The sequence below is a fragment of the Nocardia sp. JMUB6875 genome (assembly GCF_041154655.1).
GTDB lineage: Bacteria > Actinomycetota > Actinomycetes > Mycobacteriales > Mycobacteriaceae > Nocardia.
In genome coordinates, this window is sequence record NZ_BAAFGR010000038.1 from 1 (window position 1) to 18,317 (window position 18,317).

Consider the following 18,317-nt stretch of genomic DNA (forward strand, 5'->3'; position numbering starts at 1 on the left):
GGAATCCGCGATGGGTGGCGGGGTTGCGGCGGGAGGAGGTCGCGATGTTGGCGTCGGTGAGTGTGGATCACTACACGCGGATGGAGCAGGGGCGGGTGGTGGTGGCGTCGGAGAACTTGCTGGCGGGGATTGCGCGGGCGCTGCGGCTCACGCGGGAAGAGCATGAGTATTTGCGGATGTTGGTGCAGCCGCGGCCGCGGTGTGGGCGGGGTGGGGAAGCGGAGGTCAGTGGGACGGTGCGGGATCTGCTCGCCGCGTTGACGGCTCCGGCGTTGGTGCTCGGGCCGTGCACCGAGGTGCTGGCGTGGAATGCGGGGGCGGCCGCGTTGTTCATGGATTTCGCGGAGATACCGGCGGCGCAGCGGGCGCTGGTGCGAATGGTGTTCCTGGAGCCTCGGATTCGCGGGTTGTTCGTGAATTGGGATCAGGTTGCCGCCGAAGCTGTTGACCGACTACGCATGGCCGCGGCGCGGACTCCGGGTGATCCGCGTCTGATGCAGTTGGTGGGGGAGTTGTCGGTGCACGACGCCGATTTCCGGCGCTGGTGGGCCGGGCACGGCGTGCGGACTCTCGCGGGCGGTCGCAAGCGCATGCGCCACCCCGTCGTGGGTGAGTTGGAGCTGGATTGGCAAGTGCTGCAGGTGCTTACGGCGAAGGATCAAACGCTGGTCACCTACACCGCGCCGGAGGGTTCACCGAGTCACGAGGCGCTGCGCATCCTGTGCTCCTGGAATTCCGATAACGCGGTGCGCTGGCCGGGGGCGGTCGAGCTCGATCACTGATTCGGGCAAATCACTACTACATCGTGTCGTTTTCGTCCTAGGATGGATCCATTGGGAGGATCCGCGTGAGCGAAGGGGACACAGCATGCGAGCCATCACCCGAATCTGGCACTACCTCAAGGCATTCCGCCGCGCCCGCCGCAATCAGACCGACCTGGCCGGTTGGCTCATCCGGCGGCCGCTACTGCTGATCAGCACGATGATCTACGAGACCATGCTGATGTTCTCCAACCGGCTGGACCCGCACCTCAAGGAGCTCGCCGAGCTCAAGACCGCCGCCCTGGTCAACTGCGAGTTCTGCCTGGACATCGGTTCGACGCTGGCGCACTTCGGCGGAGTCACCGAGGCGCAGGTCACCGAGCTGCCGAAGTATCGCGACAGCGATGCCTACAACGACCTGGAGAAGCTCGTCATCTCCTACGCCGAGGCCATCACCGTCACCCCGACGTCGCTGGACCTCGAGGACATCCGCACCCAGCTGCTCACCCGGATCAGCAAGGCCCAGCTGGCCGAGCTCGCCGCCGCCATCGCGTGGGAGAACCAGCGGGCGCGGGTGAATCAGGCACTGGGCGTACGCCCGACGGGCATGGCCGAGGGCATGGCCTGCGCCCTGCCCGAACCGCGGCGGGAGGACTGACGGATTTCCGGCGAGAATTGCGTTCGGGCAGCGGTGAATTCGGTGCGGTCGTACCGTCATTAGTGGTGTCCGCGTCGTTTACCGCTTGGAGTAGCCATGACCGCACCCGTCACCTCCGGAACCCTCGCCGTCCCGGACGGCACCATCTACTACGAGGTCCGCGGCAGCGGCCCGCTCATCTCCCTGATCGGCGCCCCGATGGAGTCGGGCCCGTTCGCGGCGGTGGCCGAGCTGCTCGCCACCGATTACACCGTGCTGTGCAGCGACCCGCGCGGGCACGGCCGCAGCATTCTCCATGACCCGAACCAGGATTCGACCCCCGAGCTGCGCGCCGACGATCTGGCCCGCGTCATCACCCACATCGGGCAGGGCCCCGCCACCGTGCTCGGCTCGAGCGGCGGCGCGATCACCGGCCTCGCGCTGGCCATCGCCCGCCCCGATCTGGTCCCCACCCTCATCGCCCACGAGCCGCCGCTGCGCGAACTGCTCGACGATCGCGACGAGATCCGCGCCCGGACCGAGGAGATCATCGCCGTCTACGAGACCGGCGACGTGCTCGGCGCGGTCCGCAAGTTCTTCGCCATGACCGGCCTGTTCATGCCCGAAGAAGTACTCCAGCAGATGTTCGGCGGTGAGCGCGACCCCCGCTCGATCGAATCCGACGACTTCTTCTACCGCCACGAACTGCGCACCACCTCCGGCTGGCAGCCCTCCCTCGACGCCCTGCGCAACACCCCGACGAACATCATCATCGGCATCGGCGACGAGTCCGCCGGCAAGTTCTGCGACCGCACCTCCCGTGCCCTCGGTCGCGAACTGAACATCGAGCCGACCCTGTTCCCCGGCGGCCACGCCGGCTTCCTGGAACAGCCGGACGCCTTCGCCAAGCGCCTGCGCGAGATCCTCGACTAGGGATTCGCTATTCGACCGGCGGGATTGCCCAGCGCGCGTAGGTGTTTTCCGGACTCACCGTGATGATGTCCGCGACTTGCACGATATCGTCGGGTATCCCGCCGCCGAAATGCGCGAGGCTGGGAATGATGACGGCATCGGCCTCGAGGCGGGAGAGCAGGGTGCGCACCCGCACATAGGGCCGATCGGTTTCGGGCCCGAAGACCAGCGTCTTGCACAGGTCATAGCCGAGCCGGCGAGCCAGATGCTGGATCTGAGCCTCGTCCCACTGCCGCTGTGCTCCCGATACGTCGTGCCGCAGGTATCCGATCGCTGCCGGTTGTGGCCGCATTGCCGTCGCTCTCTCGACTGTTCCGATTCGCGCCGATGTCAACGCTACGGCGAACGGGTCGCACGCATGGGCCGATCCGTCGAGAAACTGCTTGTCGCAAACGTGTCGCGATCCGGGTGTCCCACGTCACCACGGGCCCTGTCCGGCCGAAATTCCTTGGTATGCAATGCATTACCTAATTTCGGTGAGCCTTTCTTTGCTGGCGGGAATTCGTGTGAAGTATTACCGTTCCCCTGGTGAGGGACGATTTCGAGGGTTCGGTGGCCATTGCCCATCCGGCCGAACCGCATGCCGCAACGGGTTTGGCGACCCGTCTGAACTGGCTCCGCGCGGGAGTGCTGGGCGCCAATGATGGAATCGTCTCGGTGGCCGGCATTGTCGTGGGTGTGGCCGCCGCCACGAGCAATAGCACAGCCATCCTCACCGCGGGTGTGGCCGGTCTGGCCGCCGGCGCGGTCTCCATGGCCCTCGGCGAATACGTCTCGGTCAGCACCCAGCGCGACAGCGAACGCGCCCTGCTGGAAACCGAACGCCGCGAACTCGCCGAACAGCCCGAAGAAGAACTGGCCGAACTCGCGGCCATCTACCGTGCCAAGGGCCTGTCCGCCGCCACCGCCCAGGCGGTCGCCGAAGAACTCACCGCCCGAGACGCTTTCACCGCCCACGCCGAGGCCGAATTGGGCATCGACCCCGACGAACTGACAAACCCGCTGCACGCGGCCCTGTCCTCGGCCCTGTCGTTCACCCTCGGAGCCCTGCTCCCGCTGCTGGCGATCCTGACCCCGCACGCGCTCCGAGTCCCGCTGACCATGACCGCGGTCCTCGCGGCTCTGGCCCTCACCGGCGCGGTCGGCGCTCATCTGGGCCAGGCGCCCGTCGCCCGCGCCACCGTGCGCGTACTTGCAGGCGGTGCACTGGCCATGATCACCACCTATCTGATCGGTCACCTGGTGGGCATAGCCATCTGATCGAGAAACCGAAACGGGCCCGCGGCGCGAATTGCGCTGCGGGCCCGTCTCTCTGCCGATATCAGTGGGTGAGGCTGGCGGCGTTCTTTGCGAGGTCGAGCAGGGGTTGGGGGAAGATGCCGAGCACCAGGGTGGCCGCCGCGGTGATGGCGATGACCGTGCTCGTCATGGTGGGGTAGACGACCGTCGGCGGGGTTGCCGGCGGGTCGGTGAAGAACATCAGCACGATCACACGGATGTAGAAGAAGGCCGCGATGGCGCTCGAGATGACACCGACGATCACCAGCGTGGCCGCGTCACCGCCAGTGGCCGCGGCGAACACACCGAACTTGGCGATGAAGCCGCTGGTGAGCGGGATACCGGCAAAGGACAGCAGGAACAACGAGAAGATGGTCGCCAACCAGGGGGAGCGGCGACCCATTCCAGCCCAGTCGGGCAGAGCCGTTGCCTCGTCACCGTTTTCGTCCCGAACCAGGCTGACAACGGCGAAGGCGCCGAGCGTGCCCAGGCCGTAGACGGCGAGGTAGAACAGCGTGGACGAGACACCGGAGGTGGTGGCCGCCACGAGGGCGGTCAGGATGAAACCGGCGTGTGCGACAGAGGAATACGCGAGCATGCGCTTCATATCGGTCTGGGTGACCGCGAGGATCGCGCCCACGACCATGGTCGCGATGGCGACGGCGGCGAGCACCGGACGCCAATCGTTCTTCAGGTCCGGCACCGCGACATACAGCACGCGCAACATCGCACCCACTGCCGCAATCTTGGTGGCGGCGGCCATGAATGCGGTGATCGAGGTCGGCGCACCCTGGTAGACATCGGGAATCCAGGACTGGAACGGCACCGCGCCGATCTTGAAGAGCAGCCCGACCGCCAGCATCGCGACCCCGAGAGTGGCCAGGATGTGCGAGTTTCCGGCATCCCGGGTGACCGCTTCGGCGATCCCCTCCAGCCGGATGGTTCCGGCGTAGCCGTAGAGCAGCGCCATGCCGTAGAGGAAGAACGCCGACGAGAACGCGCCCAGCAGGAAGTACTTCAGCGCCGCTTCCTGCGAGAGCAGACGGCGACGCCGCGCCAGCCCGCACAGCAGATACAGCGGCAGCGAGAACACTTCCAGCGCCACGAACATGGTCAGCAGGTCGTTCGAGGCCGGGAAGAGCATGAGCCCGGCGATCGCGAACAACGTCAGCGGGAAGACCTCGGTGGTCGCGACTCCGGCCTTGGTGGCGGCGATTTCATCCGCACTGCCCGGCGTCGAGGCCGCCTGCGGGGTGAACCCGTCCACCCCGGCCCGCGAGGCGGTCAGACTCCAGGTGCCGGGCCCTTCGCGGCGCACCGGCATCCGGTCGGCCCGCCGCTCGGCGATGAACAGCAGCCCGAGAATGCCCACCACCAGAATCGTGCCCTGCAGGAACAGCGAAACCCCGTCGATGGCAACCGCTCCCACCACTGCGGTCTCCCGCACGTCACGCAGCCCGATCACCGCGCCCAGCGCCACGGCCAACCCGCCCAGCCCCAGCACCAGCTGGATGACGTACCGGAATCGCCGCGCCGCAAAGGCTTCCACCAGCACACCCGCGACCGCGACCCCGAACACGATCAGCATCGGGGACAGATCCCGGTACTCGATGCTCGGCGCGGGCACGGTCGCCGCGAGCAGTACACCTCCACTCATTTCTGGGCACCTCCGGTGTTCGTCTGGGCGGCTTCCGGCTGCACGGCCGGGGCCGGATTGTGCTGTCCGATGGTGGTGAGGGTCCGGGCGACGGCCGGATCGATCCGGTCCAGCGCCGGTTTCGGATACGCGCCCAGGAACAGCAGCGCGACGATCAGCGGCACCACGACGACCATCTCGCGCGGGAGCAGATCGTAGAGGCGCTCATTGCCCTCCTTGACCGGACCGGTCATCATCCGCTGGTACATCCACAGCACGTAGAGCGCGGCGAGCACCAGCGCCGAGGCCGCGAAGATCGCCGCCACCGGGTACCGGGTGAATGTGCCGATCAGGACCAGGAATTCACTGATGAACGGCGCGAGCCCGGGCAGCGAGAGCGTGGCCAGACCGGAGATGAAGAAGGTGCCCGCCAGAATCGGCGCGACCTTCTGCACTCCACCGAACGAGTCGATGAGCCGGGAACCCCGCCGCGACACCAGGAATCCGGCGATCAGGAACAGCGCCGCCGTCGAGATGCCGTGGTTGACCATGTACAGCGTCGCCCCGGTCCCGCCCTGTGTAGTGAGTGCGAAGATGCCGAGGATGATGAAACCGAAGTGCGAGATCGAGGTGTAGGCGATCAGCCGCATGACATCGGTCTGCCCGATGGCCAGCAAGGCCCCGTAGATGATCCCGATCACCGCGAGCACGCTGATCAACGGCGCGTAAGTCGATGTGGCCGAGGGGAACAGCAGCAGGCAGTACCGCAGCATGCCGAAGGTCCCGACCTTGTCGACCACCGCCATCATGAGCACCGCACTGGCGGGCGTCGCGGCGACCGCGGCATCGGGCAGCCAGGTGTGCAGCGGCCACAGCGGAGCCTTCACCGCGAACGCGAACATGAACCCGAGGAACAGCGCGTTCAAGACTCCCGGCGTCCCGCCGAGGTGACCGGAGTTGGCGGCCTCCATCACGGTCCGGAAGTCGAAGGTCCCGCCGCCCCCGCTGCCCAGCTTGTCCCGCGCGGTGATGACGTACAGCCCGATGACCGCCGCCAGCATGATGAGCCCGCCGAACAGGTTGTACAGCAGGAACTTCACCGCCGCGCGTGAGCGCTGCTGCCGCGCCGTCACATCCCCGGTCCGCGGGCCGAACCCGCCGATGAGGAAGTACATCGGGATGAGCATGACCTCGAAGAACACGTAGAACAGCAGAATGTCCAACGCGGTGAACGAGATCAGCACCATGGATTCGACGACCAGGGTGAGCGCCACATAGATGTGCGCGACCCGCGGCCCACTGCCGACTTCGCGCTCGTCCTGCCAGCCCGCGATGAGCAGCAGCGGCACCAGCCCGGCCGTCAGCAGAACCAGCACCAGCGCGATGCCGTCCATGCCCAGCGTGTAGCCCGCCCCGAAAGCCGGGATCCACTCGTGCTTTTCAACGAACTGGTACTGCTCGCCGCCGGTCTCGAACTGGGTGGCCAGCCAGATCCCGATGCCCAGGGTGCCGACCGATACCAACAATGCGAAACTCCGCACGCCGGTCCGCCACCCCGCCGGGAACATCAGCGACAGCGCCGCCCCGGCCAGAGGAACCGCCCACAATGTGGTGAGCCAAGGAAAGTCGCTCAAAACAACCTCACCGCCAGCAGGGCGGCGACCACCAGGGCCGCGCCGGTGAACATGGACAGGGCGTAGGAGCGCACGAATCCGGTCTGCACCCGCCGGATTCGGGCCGACAGTCCGCCGATAACGGCCGCGGTCGTATTGACCAGCCCGTCGATGCCGCGGTTGTCGACGAAGACCAGCGACCGGGTCAGGTGCTGGCCGGGACGCATGAACGCGGCCTCGTTGGCGGCATCGCCGTACAGGTCGCGGCGCGCGGCCTCCACGAGCGGCGTTGCGGCCGGGGCGGTTTCGGGGATCGGGCTGCTCGAGTACTGGTCGTAGGCCACCCAGATACCCGCCGCCACGACCGCCAGCGCGAAGAAGGTGATCGCCCAGGCCGGAATGAACGGCTCGCCGTGGTGCTCACCGACGACCGGGGCCAGCCAGTTGGTCAGCGACGACCCGTAGGCGAAGATCATGCCCGAGAACACCGATCCGAAGGCCAGCAGAATCATCGGCCCGGTCATCGAGGCGGGCGCCTCGTGCGGATGCGTGTCTTCCTTCCAGCGCTTCTCCCCGAAGAACGTGAAGATCATGACGCGGGTCATGTAGAACGCGGTGATACCCGCGCCGCACAGCGCCGCGATCCCGGTGACGATGCCGCCGAACCCGCCGTGCGCGAATGCCGCCTCGATGATCCGGTCCTTGGACCAGAATCCCGCGAACGGCGGAACACCGAGGATCGCAAGGTATCCGAGCCCGAAGGTGACGTAGGTGACCGGCAGCAGCTTGCGCAGCCCGCCGTAGCGCCGCATATCGGTCTCGTCGTTCATGGCGTGCATGACCGAGCCCGCGCCGAGGAACAGTCCGGCCTTGAAGAAGCCGTGGGTCAGCAGGTGCATGATCGCGGCCGCATAACCGACCGGCCCGAGTCCGGCGGCCAGCACCATGTACCCGATCTGGCTCATGGTCGAAGCGGCCAGGGCCTTCTTGATGTCATCCTTGGCGCAGCCGACGATCGCACCGAACAGCAATGTGACTGCACCGACTGCCATTACGGCAGCCTGTGCACCGGGCGCGAGATCGAAGATCGGATTGGACCGCGCGATCAGGTACACACCGGCGGTGACCATCGTTGCCGCGTGGATGAGCGCCGACACCGGGGTCGGACCCTCCATCGCGTCCCCGAGCCAGGACTGCAGCGGCACCTGAGCGGACTTACCGCACGCGCCCAACAGGAGCAGCAGCCCGATGGCCGTGAGGGTTCCGGTGCTCGCCTGTCCCGCAGCCCCGAAGACGGTCCCGAAGTCGATGGACCCGAAGGTGGCGAACATGATCATGAGCGCGATGGCCAGTCCCATGTCGCCGACCCGGTTCACCACGAACGCCTTCTTGGCCGCCGTTGCGGCGGAAGGCTTGTGGTACCAGAACCCGATCAGCAGGTAGGACGCCAGGCCGACGCCTTCCCAGCCCAGGTACAGCACCAGGTAGTTGCCCGCGAGGACCAGCACCAGCATGGCGGCCAGGAACAGGTTGAGGTAGGCGAAGAACCGCCGCCGCCCCGGATCGTGGGCCATGTACCCGATCGAATAGATGTGGATCAGCGACCCGACTCCGGTGATCAGCAGCGCGAAGCACATCGACAGCTGATCCAGTTGCAGCGCGAAGTCCACCTTCAACCCGGTGACCGGCACCCACTCGAACAGCGTGTAGTGCACGGCCCGTTCGGCATTCGACCGATCCAGCATCTCGCTGAACGCCCACACCGCCACCCCGAAGGAGCCCAGTGCCATCAGCGTTCCGACCGTATGCCCCCACTTGTCGCTGAACTTGCCGACCAGCAACAGGAACACGGCCCCGGCCAGCGGCAGCGCCGGCAGCAGCCACAGCATCATCTGCGCGGTATCCATATCAGTACCGCAGCAGGTTCGCGTCGTCGACCGAGGTCGAGCGGCGGGCACGGAAGATGCTCATGATGATGGCCAGTCCGACGACGACTTCGGCCGCGGCGACCACCATGGTGAAGAACGCGAACACCTGCCCGTCCAGATTGCCGTGCACCCGGGCGAAGGTGACGAAGGCCAGGTTCACCGCGTTGAGCATGAGCTCGATGCACATGAACACCACGATGGCGTTGCGCCGCACCAAGACTCCGGCCGCGCCGATGGTGAACAGCAGCGCCGAGAGATACAGATAGTTGTCCGGATTCACCGCAAGCCTTCCTCGTGGGAGTCGTTGCCGTTCGCGCCATTGCCGTTGTGGCCGTTGCCGTTCGGGGCCGGGTCGTCGCCGTTCCCGTTGCCGACGGTGAGCACCACGGCCTCGGTGTGGGCGCGATTGCGGCGGTGCCGCAGGATGGTGCTGACCGACAGCTCCTCGAACGACCCGTCCGGCAGCCGCGCGGGCGCGTCGACGGCATTGTGGCGGGCGTATACGCCGGGCGTAGGCAGCGGCGTGACCCGCGTGCCTTGCCGGAACCGTTCCTTCGACAATGTGCGCTGATCGGCAGGCGGCCCGAACTTTTCGCGGTGTGCCAGCACCATCGCGCCGATGGTCGCGGTGATGAGCAGCGACCCGGTCAGCTCGAACGCCCACACGTAGCGCACGAAGATGAGCTCGGCCAGCGCGCCGATGGTGTCGTTGCCGCCCAGGCCCGGCCCGGTCTCGGCGACGCTCTTGCCGGTCACCCCGCGCGCGATGCCGCCGATGAGCAGCATGCCGAATCCGATGCCCACGATGATCACCGCGAGCCGCTGCCCGCGCAGCGTCTCCCGCAGCGACTCGGCGGAATCCACGCCGACGAGCATGAGCACGAACAGGAACAGCATCATGACCGCGCCGGTGTAGACGACGATCTGCACGATCCCCAGGAACAGCGCGCTCTCGGCGATGTAGAACGCCGACAGCGTGATCATGGTGGCCGCCAGGCACAGTGCCGAGTGCACGGCCTTGCGCGCGCAGACCATGCCGAGCGCGCCGACCACCGCCACCACCGCGAGGATCCAGAACTGCACCGCCTCACCGGCGGAGGTGTGCGTCACGATCTGCTGGGTCTGCTGGGCCGTGAGGTCGATCATTTCTTCGTCCCTTCGGCTCCGGCGAGTTCGCTCGGCGCACCGGGAACCTCACCGCGGTAGTAGGACCCCTCGTCCGCGCCCGGGTACATGGCGTGCGGCGGGGCGACCATGCCCGGCTGCAGCGGGGCGAGCAGGTTCTGCTTCTCGTAGATGAGGTCCGCGCGATTGTCGTCGGCGAGCTCGTATTCGTTGGTCATGGTCAGCGCCCGCGTCGGGCACGCCTCGATGCACAGGCCGCAGCCGATGCAGCGCAGGTAGTTGATCTGGTAGACGCGGCCGTAGCGCTCACCGGGTGAGAACCGCTCGTCCTCGGTGTTGTCCGCGCCCTCGACGTAGATGGCGTCGGCCGGGCAGGCCCACGCGCAGAGCTCGCAGCCGATGCACTTCTCGAGGCCGTCCGGATGCCGGTTGAGCTGATGGCGGCCGTGATAGCGCGGCGCGGTCGGGGTCTTCACCTCGGGGTAGAGCTCGGTGTTGGGCTTCTTGAACATGGTGGCGCCGGTGACCAGGAACCCGCCGAGCGGTTCCAGCAGACCGGGTTTCGCCGTCGGCGCGGGCGGTTCCGCGGGCATCGGCGGCACCGGGAAATCGGAGTAGGCCCGGGTCGAATCCGGATCCGGCGATGCCTTGGTGCGGTCGTCACCGGCGTGCCCGGCGCGCAGCACCAATCCGATCAGCACCAGCGCGACCACGATCCCGCCGATCACCATGCCCGCCGTCTGGATGTGAGTTCCGTTGTCCTCCAGCACCTTCAGCGTCGCGACGTACATCACCCAGGCCAGTGAGACCGGGATCAGCAGCTTCCAGCCCAGGTTCATGAACTGGTCGTAGCGCAGTCGCGGCAGGGTGCCGCGCAGCCAGATGAACACGAACAGGAACGTCCACACCTTGGCGGTGAACCACAGCATGGGCCACCAGCCCGAGTTCGCGCCCGCCCACAGGCTGATCGGGAACGGCGCGTGCCAGCCGCCGAAGAACAGCGTGGTGGCCAGCGCGGAGACGGTCGCCATGTTGATGTACTCGGCCATCATGAACATGGCGAACTTGAGCGAGGAGTACTCGGTGTGGAAGCCGCCGACCAGCTCGCCCTCGGCCTCGGGGAGGTCGAAGGGCGCGCGGTTGGTCTCGCCGACCATGGACACCGCGTAGATCAGGAACGAGGGCAGCAGCAGGAAGACGTACCACGTTCCGTACTGCGCCTGCACGATTCCCGAGGTGGCCATGGTGCCCGAGAGCAGGAACACCGCCGCGAAGCACAGCGCCATGGCGATCTCGTAGGAGATGACCTGCGCGGTGGAGCGCAGCCCGCCCAGCAGCGGATAGGTCGAGCCCGACGCCCAGCCCGCCAGCACGATGCCGTACACGCCGACCGAGGCCATGGCCAGGATGTAGAGCACGCCCACCGGCATATCGGTCAGCTGCAGCTGGGTCTTATGCCCGAACATCGTGACCTGCGGACCGAACGGGATCACCGCGAACGCCATCACGGCCGGAATCAGCGAAATCACCGGCGCGAGAATGAAGATCGGCTTGTCCACGATGGCCGGGATGATGTCCTCCTTGAGGAGCATCTTCACGCCGTCGGCGATGGACTGCAGCGAGCCGCGCGGCCCGACCCGGTTGGGTCCGACGCGCATCTGCATGAAGGCGACGATCTTGCGTTCGGCGTACACCGCGAGCATCGGTGTCAGCAGCAGGAATACGAAGATGCCGATGGATTTCACCAGCACCAGCCACCACGGGTCGTGGCCGAACATGCTCAGGTCACTCACGGTGGTCCTCCCGACGGATGCGCACAAGGTGGCCGGGTGTGGTGCCGAGTTGCACCAGCACGTCCGACCCGGGGGAATTCATGGGCAGCCACACCACGCGATCGGGCATCTCGGTGATGACCAGGGGCAGGGTGATGTGGCCGTGATCGTTGCCGACCGTCACCGGATCGCCTGTGGTGGCGCCGATTTCGGCGGCGGTGTGGGGCGAGAGCCGCACCACGGGGGTGCGGGCGGTCCCGGCCAGATTGGGTTCGCCGTCCTGCAAGCGGCCGCGGTCGATGAGCATGCGCCACGACGACAGCACCGCGGTGCCCGGATTCGGCTGCGCGATCGGATGCGGGCGGTGCACCGGCGTCGCGGCGGCCGCGCCGTCCCACGCGCCCAGATCCGCCAATTCGGCGCGGGCACTGGCCGCGTCGGGCAGTCCGAGGCGAATGCCCATGTCCGCGGCGATAGCGTCGAGGACCCGGTATTCGGCCATCGGCGCGGGCTCGCGGCGCACGGTGGAATCGCGCAGGGCGGCATCGAACTGGCGGTGCCGGCCCTCCCAGGTGAGGAAGGTGCCCGCCTTCTCCATGGCCGAGGCCACCGGGAAGACGACATCCGCGCGGTCGCTGATATCGCTGCGCCGCAACTCCATCGACACCACGAAGCTGGCGGCGTCGATGGCCCGCAGCGCCGCATGCGGGTCGGGCATGTCGCCGACCTCGACACCGCCGATGAGCAGCGCGCCCAGTGTCGGTGCGGCGGCCAGGATCGCGGAGGTGTCCCGGCCCGGGGTCTGAGGCAGCTCCTCGCAGTTCCAGGCCTCCCGAACCTGGTGGCGCGCAACGGGATCCGCGACGGGCCGCCCGCCGGGCAGCAGGACCGGGAGAGCGCCCGCCTCCAGGGCGCCGCGTTCACCGGCCCGCCGGGGAATCCAGGCCAGCGCCGCCCCGGTCTCGTCGGAGAGGCGGGCCGCAGCGGACAATCCGCCCGGGATGCCGCCGAGCCGCTCACCCACGAGGATGATCGCGCCGGGCTCGCGCAGCAGCGAGGCCACCTCGCCCAGACGCGTGTAACCGGCTGTGGTCTCATCGGTTTCGCCGGTCCGAATGGATTCGAGCACGTGCGGCTCCGCGCCGGGCGCGGTGAGCAGCAGGGTGCCCGACATCCGCTGCAGACCCCGCGTCACATACGGGGCGAGCGAGTAGATCGGTGTCCCGTTCTTACGGGCCGCCTTGCGCAGCCGCAGGTACACGATCGGCGATTCCTCTTCGGCCTCGAAGCCGACCAGGAGCACGAACGGTGCCCGCTCCAGCGCCGCGTAATCGACGGTGATGCCTTGTCCGGCGATGCGGGCGGCCAGGAAGTCGGCTTCCTCGCCGGAGTGCTCGCGTGCCCGGAAGTCGATGTCGTTGGTGTTCAACGCGACTCGCGCGAACTTCGAGTAGGCGTAGGCGTCCTCGAGGGTGACGCGGCCGCCCAGCAGCACACCGGCATTGCCGCGCGCCGAGGCCAATCCGCGCGCGGCCGCGTTGATGGCCTCCGACCACGACGCGGGCTGCAGACTGCCGTCCCAGCTGCGGACCAGCGGCGTGGTGAGCCGGTCCCGCTCGGTGGCGTAGGCGAACGCGAAACGTCCCTTGTCGCAGTTCCATTCCTCATTGACCTGCGGATCGTCACCGGCGAGCCGCCGCATGACCTTGCCGCGCCGGTGGTCGGTGCGCTGCGCGCAACCGGACGCGCAGTGCTCGCACACCGCCGGGCTCGACACCAGGTCGAACGGCCGTGCCCGGAACCGGTAGGTGCTGCCGGTGAGCGCGCCGACCGGGCAGATCTGCACGGTGTTGCCGGAGAAGTAGGAGTCCATCGGCTCCCCGGCCGCGATGCCGACCTGTTGCAGCGCACCGCGATCCATCAATTCGATGAACGGATCACCGGCCACCTGCTGCGAAAACCGGGTGCAGCGCGCGCACAGCACACAACGCTCCCGATCCAGCAGAATGGCCGCCGACAGCGGAATCGGCTTGGGGTAGGTGCGCTTCTCGCCGTCGAAGCGGGATTCGGCGCGGCCATTGGACATGGCCTGGTTCTGCAGCGGGCACTCACCGCCCTTGTCGCACACCGGGCAGTCGAGGGGATGGTTGATGAGCAGCAGCTCCATCACCCCCTCCTGCGATTTGGCGGCGACGGGGGAGGACAGCTGGGTGTGGATCACCATGCCGTCGGCAACGACCTGGGTGCAGGAGGCGACGGGCTTGCGCTGCCCCTCGACCTCGACCAGGCACTGCCGGCACGCGCCGACCGGGTCCAATAGCGGGTGGTCGCAGAAGCGCGGGATCTGGGTGCCGATGAGCTCGGCGGCCCGGATCACCAGCGTCCCCGCGGGCACGGAAACCTCTGTGCCGTCGATGGTTACGGTCACCATGTCGGCGGGTGCCACCCCGCCGCCGGTTGTGGAGCTCACTGTCGAGGTCATCGCGCTCCTTGGGCCCAGACGGTGGACCGGGCCGGGTCGAACGGGCAGGCACCGAGGCGGATGTGCTCGGCGTACTCGTCGCGGAAGTACTTCAGGGAGGAGAAGATCGGGCTGGCCGCGCCGTCACCGAGGGCGCAGAAGGATTTGCCGTTGATGTTGTCGGCGATATCCGCCAGCTTGGCCAGATCGGTTTCGTGGCCCTGGCCGTTCTCCAGGCGCTGCAGCAGCTGGACCAGCCAGTAGGTGCCCTCGCGGCAGGGGGTGCACTTGCCGCAGGATTCGTGGGCGTAGAACTCGGTCCAGCGCAGCACCGCGCGCACGACACAGGTGGTGTCGTCGAAGATCTGGAGCGCCTTGGTGCCCAGCATCGACCCCGCCGCCGAGACACCCTCGTAGTCGAGGGCGACGTCGAGGTGCTCGTCGGTGAAGATCGGGGTGGAGGAGCCGCCCGGGGTCCAGAACTTCAGGCTGTGGCCCTTGCGGATGCCGCCCGCGTATTTCAGCAACTCCCGCAACGTGATTCCGAGGGGCGCTTCATACTGCCCCGGTCGCGTCACGTGACCCGAGAGCGAGTAAAGGGTGAACCCCGGCGACTTCTCGGTGCCGAAGGACCGGAACCAGTCCACGCCATTGGCGATGATGGACGGCACGGACGCAATGGATTCCACATTGTTGACCACGGTCGGGCAGGCGTAGAGACCCGCCACGGCCGGGAACGGGGGACGCAGGCGCGGCTGGCCGCGGCGACCCTCGAGCGAATCCAGCAGCGCGGTCTCCTCACCGCAGATGTACGCGCCCGCCCCGGCGTGCACCACGATCTCCAGGTCGTAGCCCGAGCCCTGGATGTTCTGCCCGAGATAGCCTGCTGCATAAGCCTGTTGGACCGCGGCCTGCAACCGGCGCAGCACATTCACGACTTCGCCCCGCACGTAGATGAACGCGTGCGAGGCGCGGATGGCGTAGGCGGCGATGATGACGCCCTCGATGAGGGTGTGCGGCGTCGCCAGCATGAGCGGAATGTCCTTGCAGGTACCGGGTTCCGACTCGTCGGCATTGACCACCAGGTAGTGCGGCTTGGTCGGCGCGCCCTCGGGTCCGGGGCCCTGCGGGATGAAGCCCCACTTCATGCCGGTCGGGAACCCCGCGCCGCCGCGGCCGCGCAGACCGGAGTCCTTGACCGTGGCGATGACCTCGTCCGGCTGCATCTTCAGCGCCTTGGGCAGCGCCCGGTAGCCGCCCTGGCGGCGATACGCCTCCAGGGTCCAGCCCTCGGGATCTGCCCAGTGCTTGGACAGGACGGGGGTGAGAGCGGTCGTCACTGAGCGCCTCCGTCGGTCGAATCCTGTTCGGCGACCTGCAGACCGGCGAGGGTCGCGGGCCCGGCCGCACCATCGGTGGCCCCGGGCCGCTGGTCTTCGTATCCGGCGAGGATGCGCGCGGTCTCGCGGAAGGTGCACAGCGGGATGCCGCTGCGCGATCCGGTCACCGGCTCGCCGCGCCGCAGCGAATTCACCAGTTCCTTGGCCGATTCCGGGGTCTGGTTGTCGAAGAACTCCCAGTTGACCATCACCACGGGCGCGTAATCGCAGGCGGCATTGCACTCGATGTGCTCGAGGGTGACCGCGCCGTCGGCGGTCGTCTCCCCGTGCTTGATCCCCAAGTGCTGCTTGAGTTCCGCGAGGATCTCGTCCCCGCCCATGACCGCACACAGTGTGTTCGTGCAGACACCGACGTGATAGTCACCGGTGGGCGTGCGCCGGTACATCGAATAGAAGGTGGCCACCGCGGTGACCTCGGCATCGGTCAATCCCAGCTGCTCGGCGCAGAATTCGATGCCGGTGCCCGACACGTACCCCTCCACCGATTGCACCAGGTGCAAAAGGGGAAGCAGTGCCGAACGCGACTGCGGGTAGCGCGCGATGATCTCCTGCGCCTCCACCTGCAGCCGGTCGTGCACCTTCTCCGGGTACGGGATCGGGCGCACGGTCAGGTTCAAAAGGATCTCGGTCAACGGTCGACACCACCCATCACCGGGTCGATGGAGGCGACGGAGGCGATCACGTCGGCGACCAGGCCGCCCTCGCACATCGCCGCCACCGCTTGCAGATTCGTGAAGGAGGGGTCGCGGTAGTGGACCCGATACGGCCGGGTGCCGCCGTCGGACACCATGTGCACGCCCAGCTCACCGCGCGGGGATTCCACCGCCACATAGACCTGACCGGGCGGGACGCGCAGCCCCTCGGTCACCAGCTTGAAGTGGTGGATGAGCGCCTCCATGGAGGTGCCCATGATCTTGCCGATGTGCTTGGGCGAGTTGCCGAGTCCGTCCGGCCCGAGCTGCAAGTCGGCAGGCCATGCAATCTTCTTGTCCTCCACCATGACCGGGCCCGGCCGCAGCTTGTCGAGGCACTGCTCGACGATCTTGACCGACTCCTTCATCTCGTTCACGCGGATGAGGTAGCGGCCGTAGCAGTCGCAGCCGGTGTCGACCTGGACGTCGAATTCGTAGTTCTCGTAACCGCAGTAGGGCTGGGACTTGCGCAGATCGTGCGGCAGCCCGGTGGCCCGCAGCACTGGTCCGGTGACGCCGAGCGCCATGCAGCCGGTCAGGTCCAGGTAGCCGACATTGCGGGTGCGGGCCTTCCAGATGGGGTTCTCGTTGAGCAGCAACTCCATGTCCCGCAACCGCTTCGGCAGCAGGTCCAGCAGCTCGCGCACCTTCTGCACGCCGTCATCGGGCAGATCCTGGGCGACGCCGCCGGGCCGGATGTAGGCGTGGTTCATGCGCAGGCCGGTGATGGTCTCGAACACGTCCAGGATGAGTTCGCGCTCGCGGAACCCGAACAGCATCGGGGTCAGCGCACCCAGCTCCATGCCGCCGGTGGCCAGCGCCACCAGATGCGAGGAGATGCGGTTGAGCTCCATGAGCATGACGCGAATGACATTGGCGCGCTCGGGAATATCGTCGGTGATGTCGAGCAGCTTCTCCACGCCCAGGCAGTACGCCGTCTCGTTGAAGAACGGCGACAGGTAGTCCATGCGGGTGACGAAGGTGGTGCCCTGCACCCACGGCCGGTACTCGAGGTTCTTCTCGATCCCGGTGTGCAGGTAGCCGATGCCGCAGCGCGCCTCGGTGACGGTCTCACCCTCGATTTCGAGAATGAGCCGCAGCACCCCGTGCGTGGAGGGGTGCTGCGGGCCCATGTTCACGACGATGCGTTCCTCGGCGACCCCGTCGAGGGCATTGCGAATCTCGTCCCAGTCATTGCCGACGACGGTGACCGCTCGTTCGGGTCGCTCCGCGGTGGCGGACTGGGACTTGGTGTCGATGTCGTTCATCAGGAGTACGACCTCCGCTCATCGGGCGGCGGGATGCGCGCGCCCTTGTATTCGACCGGGATTCCGCCGAGCGGATAGTCCTTGCGCTGCGGGTGGCCACGCCAGTCGTCGGGCATGGCGATGCGGGTCAGCGAAGGGTGACCGTCGAACAGGATGCCGAAGAAGTCGTAGGTCTCCCGCTCGTGCCAGTCGGTGGTCGGATAGACCGGGTACAGCGACGGGATGTGCGGATCGGCGTCGGGCACCGAGACTTCCAGCCGCACCCGGCGGTTGTGGGTGATGGAGTTCAGGGCGTAGACCGCGTGCAGTTCGCGGTCCTTGTCGTCGGGGTAGTGCGTCCCGCTGACGCCCAGGCACAGCTCGAAGCGCAGCGCCTCGTGGTCGCGCAGCGTCTTGGCCACCTCGAGCAGGTGCTCGCGGCGCACGTGCAGCGTGAGCTCGCCGCGGAAGACGATGATCCGCTCGATCGCCTCCTCGAAGCGGGCCGCGGTCAACGCGTTTCGCAGTTCCACCACGATCTCGTCGAGGTAGCCGCCGTAGGGCGGCGGGGTGCCGCCGGGCAGTTTGATGGTGCGCACCAGGCGGCCGTAGCCGGAGGTGTCGCCGGTGCCCGCGACGCCGAACATGCCGCGCCGCACCCCGATGACCTCATCGACGGGAGCGGCCGCAGCCGGTGATTCCGGTGCGGCAGCGGGGGTTTCGTCCGGCTCGTAGGGATGGGACGCATTGTCTTCACCGTGTGGTTTCACGGCATCCTCCGGGGGAGATTCCGTG

The 18,317-nt window shown here is 67.4% G+C and carries 16 protein-coding genes and 1 pseudogene; 4 read left to right on the plus strand and 13 right to left on the minus strand.

The window, feature by feature from the left end; all coding sequences use genetic code 11:
- The 3 genes from ACAM49_RS12250 to ACAM49_RS12260 form a co-directional block, all read left to right on the plus strand.
- Positions 1-782 (plus strand): helix-turn-helix transcriptional regulator (locus ACAM49_RS12250; protein ID WP_369635589.1); only part of this gene is annotated, 782 nt, incomplete at its 5' end.
- An 85-nt stretch (positions 783-867) separates the two neighbouring features.
- Positions 868-1,419, plus strand: coding sequence for a carboxymuconolactone decarboxylase family protein (locus ACAM49_RS12255; RefSeq protein ID WP_369635590.1), 552 nt, complete (start codon positions 868-870; stop codon positions 1,417-1,419).
- A 96-nt stretch (positions 1,420-1,515) separates the two neighbouring features.
- On the plus strand, positions 1,516-2,331 hold the full coding sequence (locus ACAM49_RS12260) for an alpha/beta fold hydrolase (protein WP_369635591.1): 816 nt from the start codon (positions 1,516-1,518) through the stop codon (positions 2,329-2,331).
- A 7-nt stretch (positions 2,332-2,338) separates the two neighbouring features.
- On the opposite strand, the gene ACAM49_RS12265 is transcribed toward ACAM49_RS12260, so the two are convergent.
- The gene (locus tag ACAM49_RS12265) at positions 2,339-2,662 is read right to left on the minus strand and encodes a hypothetical protein (protein ID WP_369635592.1); all 324 of its coding nucleotides are present in this window, start codon (positions 2,660-2,662) and stop codon (positions 2,339-2,341) included.
- Positions 2,663-2,898: 236 nt separating this feature from the next.
- Between ACAM49_RS12265 and ACAM49_RS12270 the strand changes: the two genes are divergently transcribed.
- On the plus strand, positions 2,899-3,630 hold the full coding sequence (locus tag ACAM49_RS12270) for a VIT family protein (protein WP_369635593.1): 732 nt from the start codon (positions 2,899-2,901) through the stop codon (positions 3,628-3,630).
- Positions 3,631-3,691: 61 nt separating this feature from the next.
- On the opposite strand, the gene nuoN is transcribed toward ACAM49_RS12270, so the two are convergent.
- The 12 genes and pseudogenes from nuoN to ACAM49_RS12330 form a co-directional block, all read right to left on the minus strand.
- Complete coding sequence (gene nuoN, locus ACAM49_RS12275) at positions 3,692-5,305, minus strand: NADH-quinone oxidoreductase subunit NuoN (protein ID WP_369635594.1); 1,614 nt, start codon at positions 5,303-5,305, stop codon at positions 3,692-3,694.
- Positions 5,302-6,918 (minus strand): NADH-quinone oxidoreductase subunit M, encoded by a 1,617-nt coding sequence (locus ACAM49_RS12280; protein ID WP_369635595.1) that lies wholly within the window; start codon positions 6,916-6,918, stop codon positions 5,302-5,304. The genes nuoN and ACAM49_RS12280 overlap by 4 nt, the downstream gene beginning before the upstream one ends.
- The gene (gene nuoL / locus ACAM49_RS12285; protein WP_369635633.1) at positions 6,915-8,786 is read right to left on the minus strand and encodes an NADH-quinone oxidoreductase subunit L; all 1,872 of its coding nucleotides are present in this window, start codon (positions 8,784-8,786) and stop codon (positions 6,915-6,917) included. Before nuoL ends, ACAM49_RS12280 begins: the two co-directional genes overlap by 4 nt.
- Before the next feature lie 19 nt (positions 8,787-8,805).
- Complete coding sequence (nuoK, locus tag ACAM49_RS12290) at positions 8,806-9,105, minus strand: NADH-quinone oxidoreductase subunit NuoK (RefSeq protein WP_040808323.1); 300 nt, start codon at positions 9,103-9,105, stop codon at positions 8,806-8,808.
- Positions 9,102-9,971: an NADH-quinone oxidoreductase subunit J gene (locus ACAM49_RS12295; RefSeq protein WP_369635596.1), complete on the minus strand. Its 870-nt coding sequence runs from the start codon at positions 9,969-9,971 to the stop codon at positions 9,102-9,104. The genes nuoK and ACAM49_RS12295 overlap by 4 nt, the downstream gene beginning before the upstream one ends.
- Positions 9,968-10,504 (minus strand): NADH-quinone oxidoreductase subunit NuoI, encoded by a 537-nt coding sequence (gene nuoI, locus ACAM49_RS12300; protein WP_369635634.1) that lies wholly within the window; start codon positions 10,502-10,504, stop codon positions 9,968-9,970. Before nuoI ends, ACAM49_RS12295 begins: the two co-directional genes overlap by 4 nt.
- Positions 10,423-11,728: pseudogene (gene nuoH / locus ACAM49_RS12305) on the minus strand (NADH-quinone oxidoreductase subunit NuoH). The gene nuoI and the pseudogene nuoH overlap by 82 nt, the downstream one beginning before the upstream one ends.
- A 7-nt stretch (positions 11,729-11,735) precedes the next feature.
- Positions 11,736-14,204 (minus strand): NADH-quinone oxidoreductase subunit G, encoded by a 2,469-nt coding sequence (locus ACAM49_RS12310; protein ID WP_369635597.1) that lies wholly within the window; start codon positions 14,202-14,204, stop codon positions 11,736-11,738.
- Positions 14,201-15,523 carry an NADH-quinone oxidoreductase subunit NuoF gene (nuoF, locus tag ACAM49_RS12315; RefSeq protein WP_369635598.1) on the minus strand — a complete coding sequence of 441 codons (1,323 nt, stop codon included), beginning with the start codon at positions 15,521-15,523 and terminating at the stop codon, positions 14,201-14,203. Before nuoF ends, ACAM49_RS12310 begins: the two co-directional genes overlap by 4 nt.
- Positions 15,520-16,215, minus strand: coding sequence for an NADH-quinone oxidoreductase subunit NuoE (gene nuoE / locus ACAM49_RS12320; RefSeq protein WP_040808327.1), 696 nt, complete (start codon positions 16,213-16,215; stop codon positions 15,520-15,522). Before nuoE ends, nuoF begins: the two co-directional genes overlap by 4 nt.
- Complete coding sequence (gene nuoD / locus ACAM49_RS12325) at positions 16,212-17,543, minus strand: NADH dehydrogenase (quinone) subunit D (RefSeq protein WP_369635599.1); 1,332 nt, start codon at positions 17,541-17,543, stop codon at positions 16,212-16,214. The genes nuoE and nuoD overlap by 4 nt, the downstream gene beginning before the upstream one ends.
- The gene (locus ACAM49_RS12330; RefSeq protein ID WP_369635600.1) at positions 17,543-18,292 is read right to left on the minus strand and encodes an NADH-quinone oxidoreductase subunit C; all 750 of its coding nucleotides are present in this window, start codon (positions 18,290-18,292) and stop codon (positions 17,543-17,545) included. Before ACAM49_RS12330 ends, nuoD begins: the two co-directional genes overlap by 1 nt.
- Between the last annotated feature and the right edge of the window lie 25 nt (positions 18,293-18,317).

Bases quoted from the DNA above. Each gene is read 5' to 3' on its own strand.
- ACAM49_RS12255 (WP_369635590.1), top strand. From the start codon at position 868: ATGCGAGCCATCACCCGAATCTGGCACTACCTCAAGGCATTCCGCCGC.
- ACAM49_RS12260 (WP_369635591.1), top strand. From the start codon at position 1,516: ATGACCGCACCCGTCACCTCCGGAACCCTCGCCGTCCCGGACGGCACC.
- ACAM49_RS12265 (WP_369635592.1), bottom strand. From the start codon at position 2,662: ATGCGGCCACAACCGGCAGCGATCGGATACCTGCGGCACGACGTATCG.
- nuoN (WP_369635594.1), bottom strand. From the start codon at position 5,305: ATGAGTGGAGGTGTACTGCTCGCGGCGACCGTGCCCGCGCCGAGCATC.
- nuoL (WP_369635633.1), bottom strand. From the start codon at position 8,786: ATGCTGTGGCTGCTGCCGGCGCTGCCGCTGGCCGGGGCCGTGTTCCTG.
- ACAM49_RS12295 (WP_369635596.1), bottom strand. From the start codon at position 9,971: ATGATCGACCTCACGGCCCAGCAGACCCAGCAGATCGTGACGCACACC.
- ACAM49_RS12310 (WP_369635597.1), bottom strand. From the start codon at position 14,204: ATGACCTCGACAGTGAGCTCCACAACCGGCGGCGGGGTGGCACCCGCC.
- nuoD (WP_369635599.1), bottom strand. From the start codon at position 17,543: ATGAACGACATCGACACCAAGTCCCAGTCCGCCACCGCGGAGCGACCC.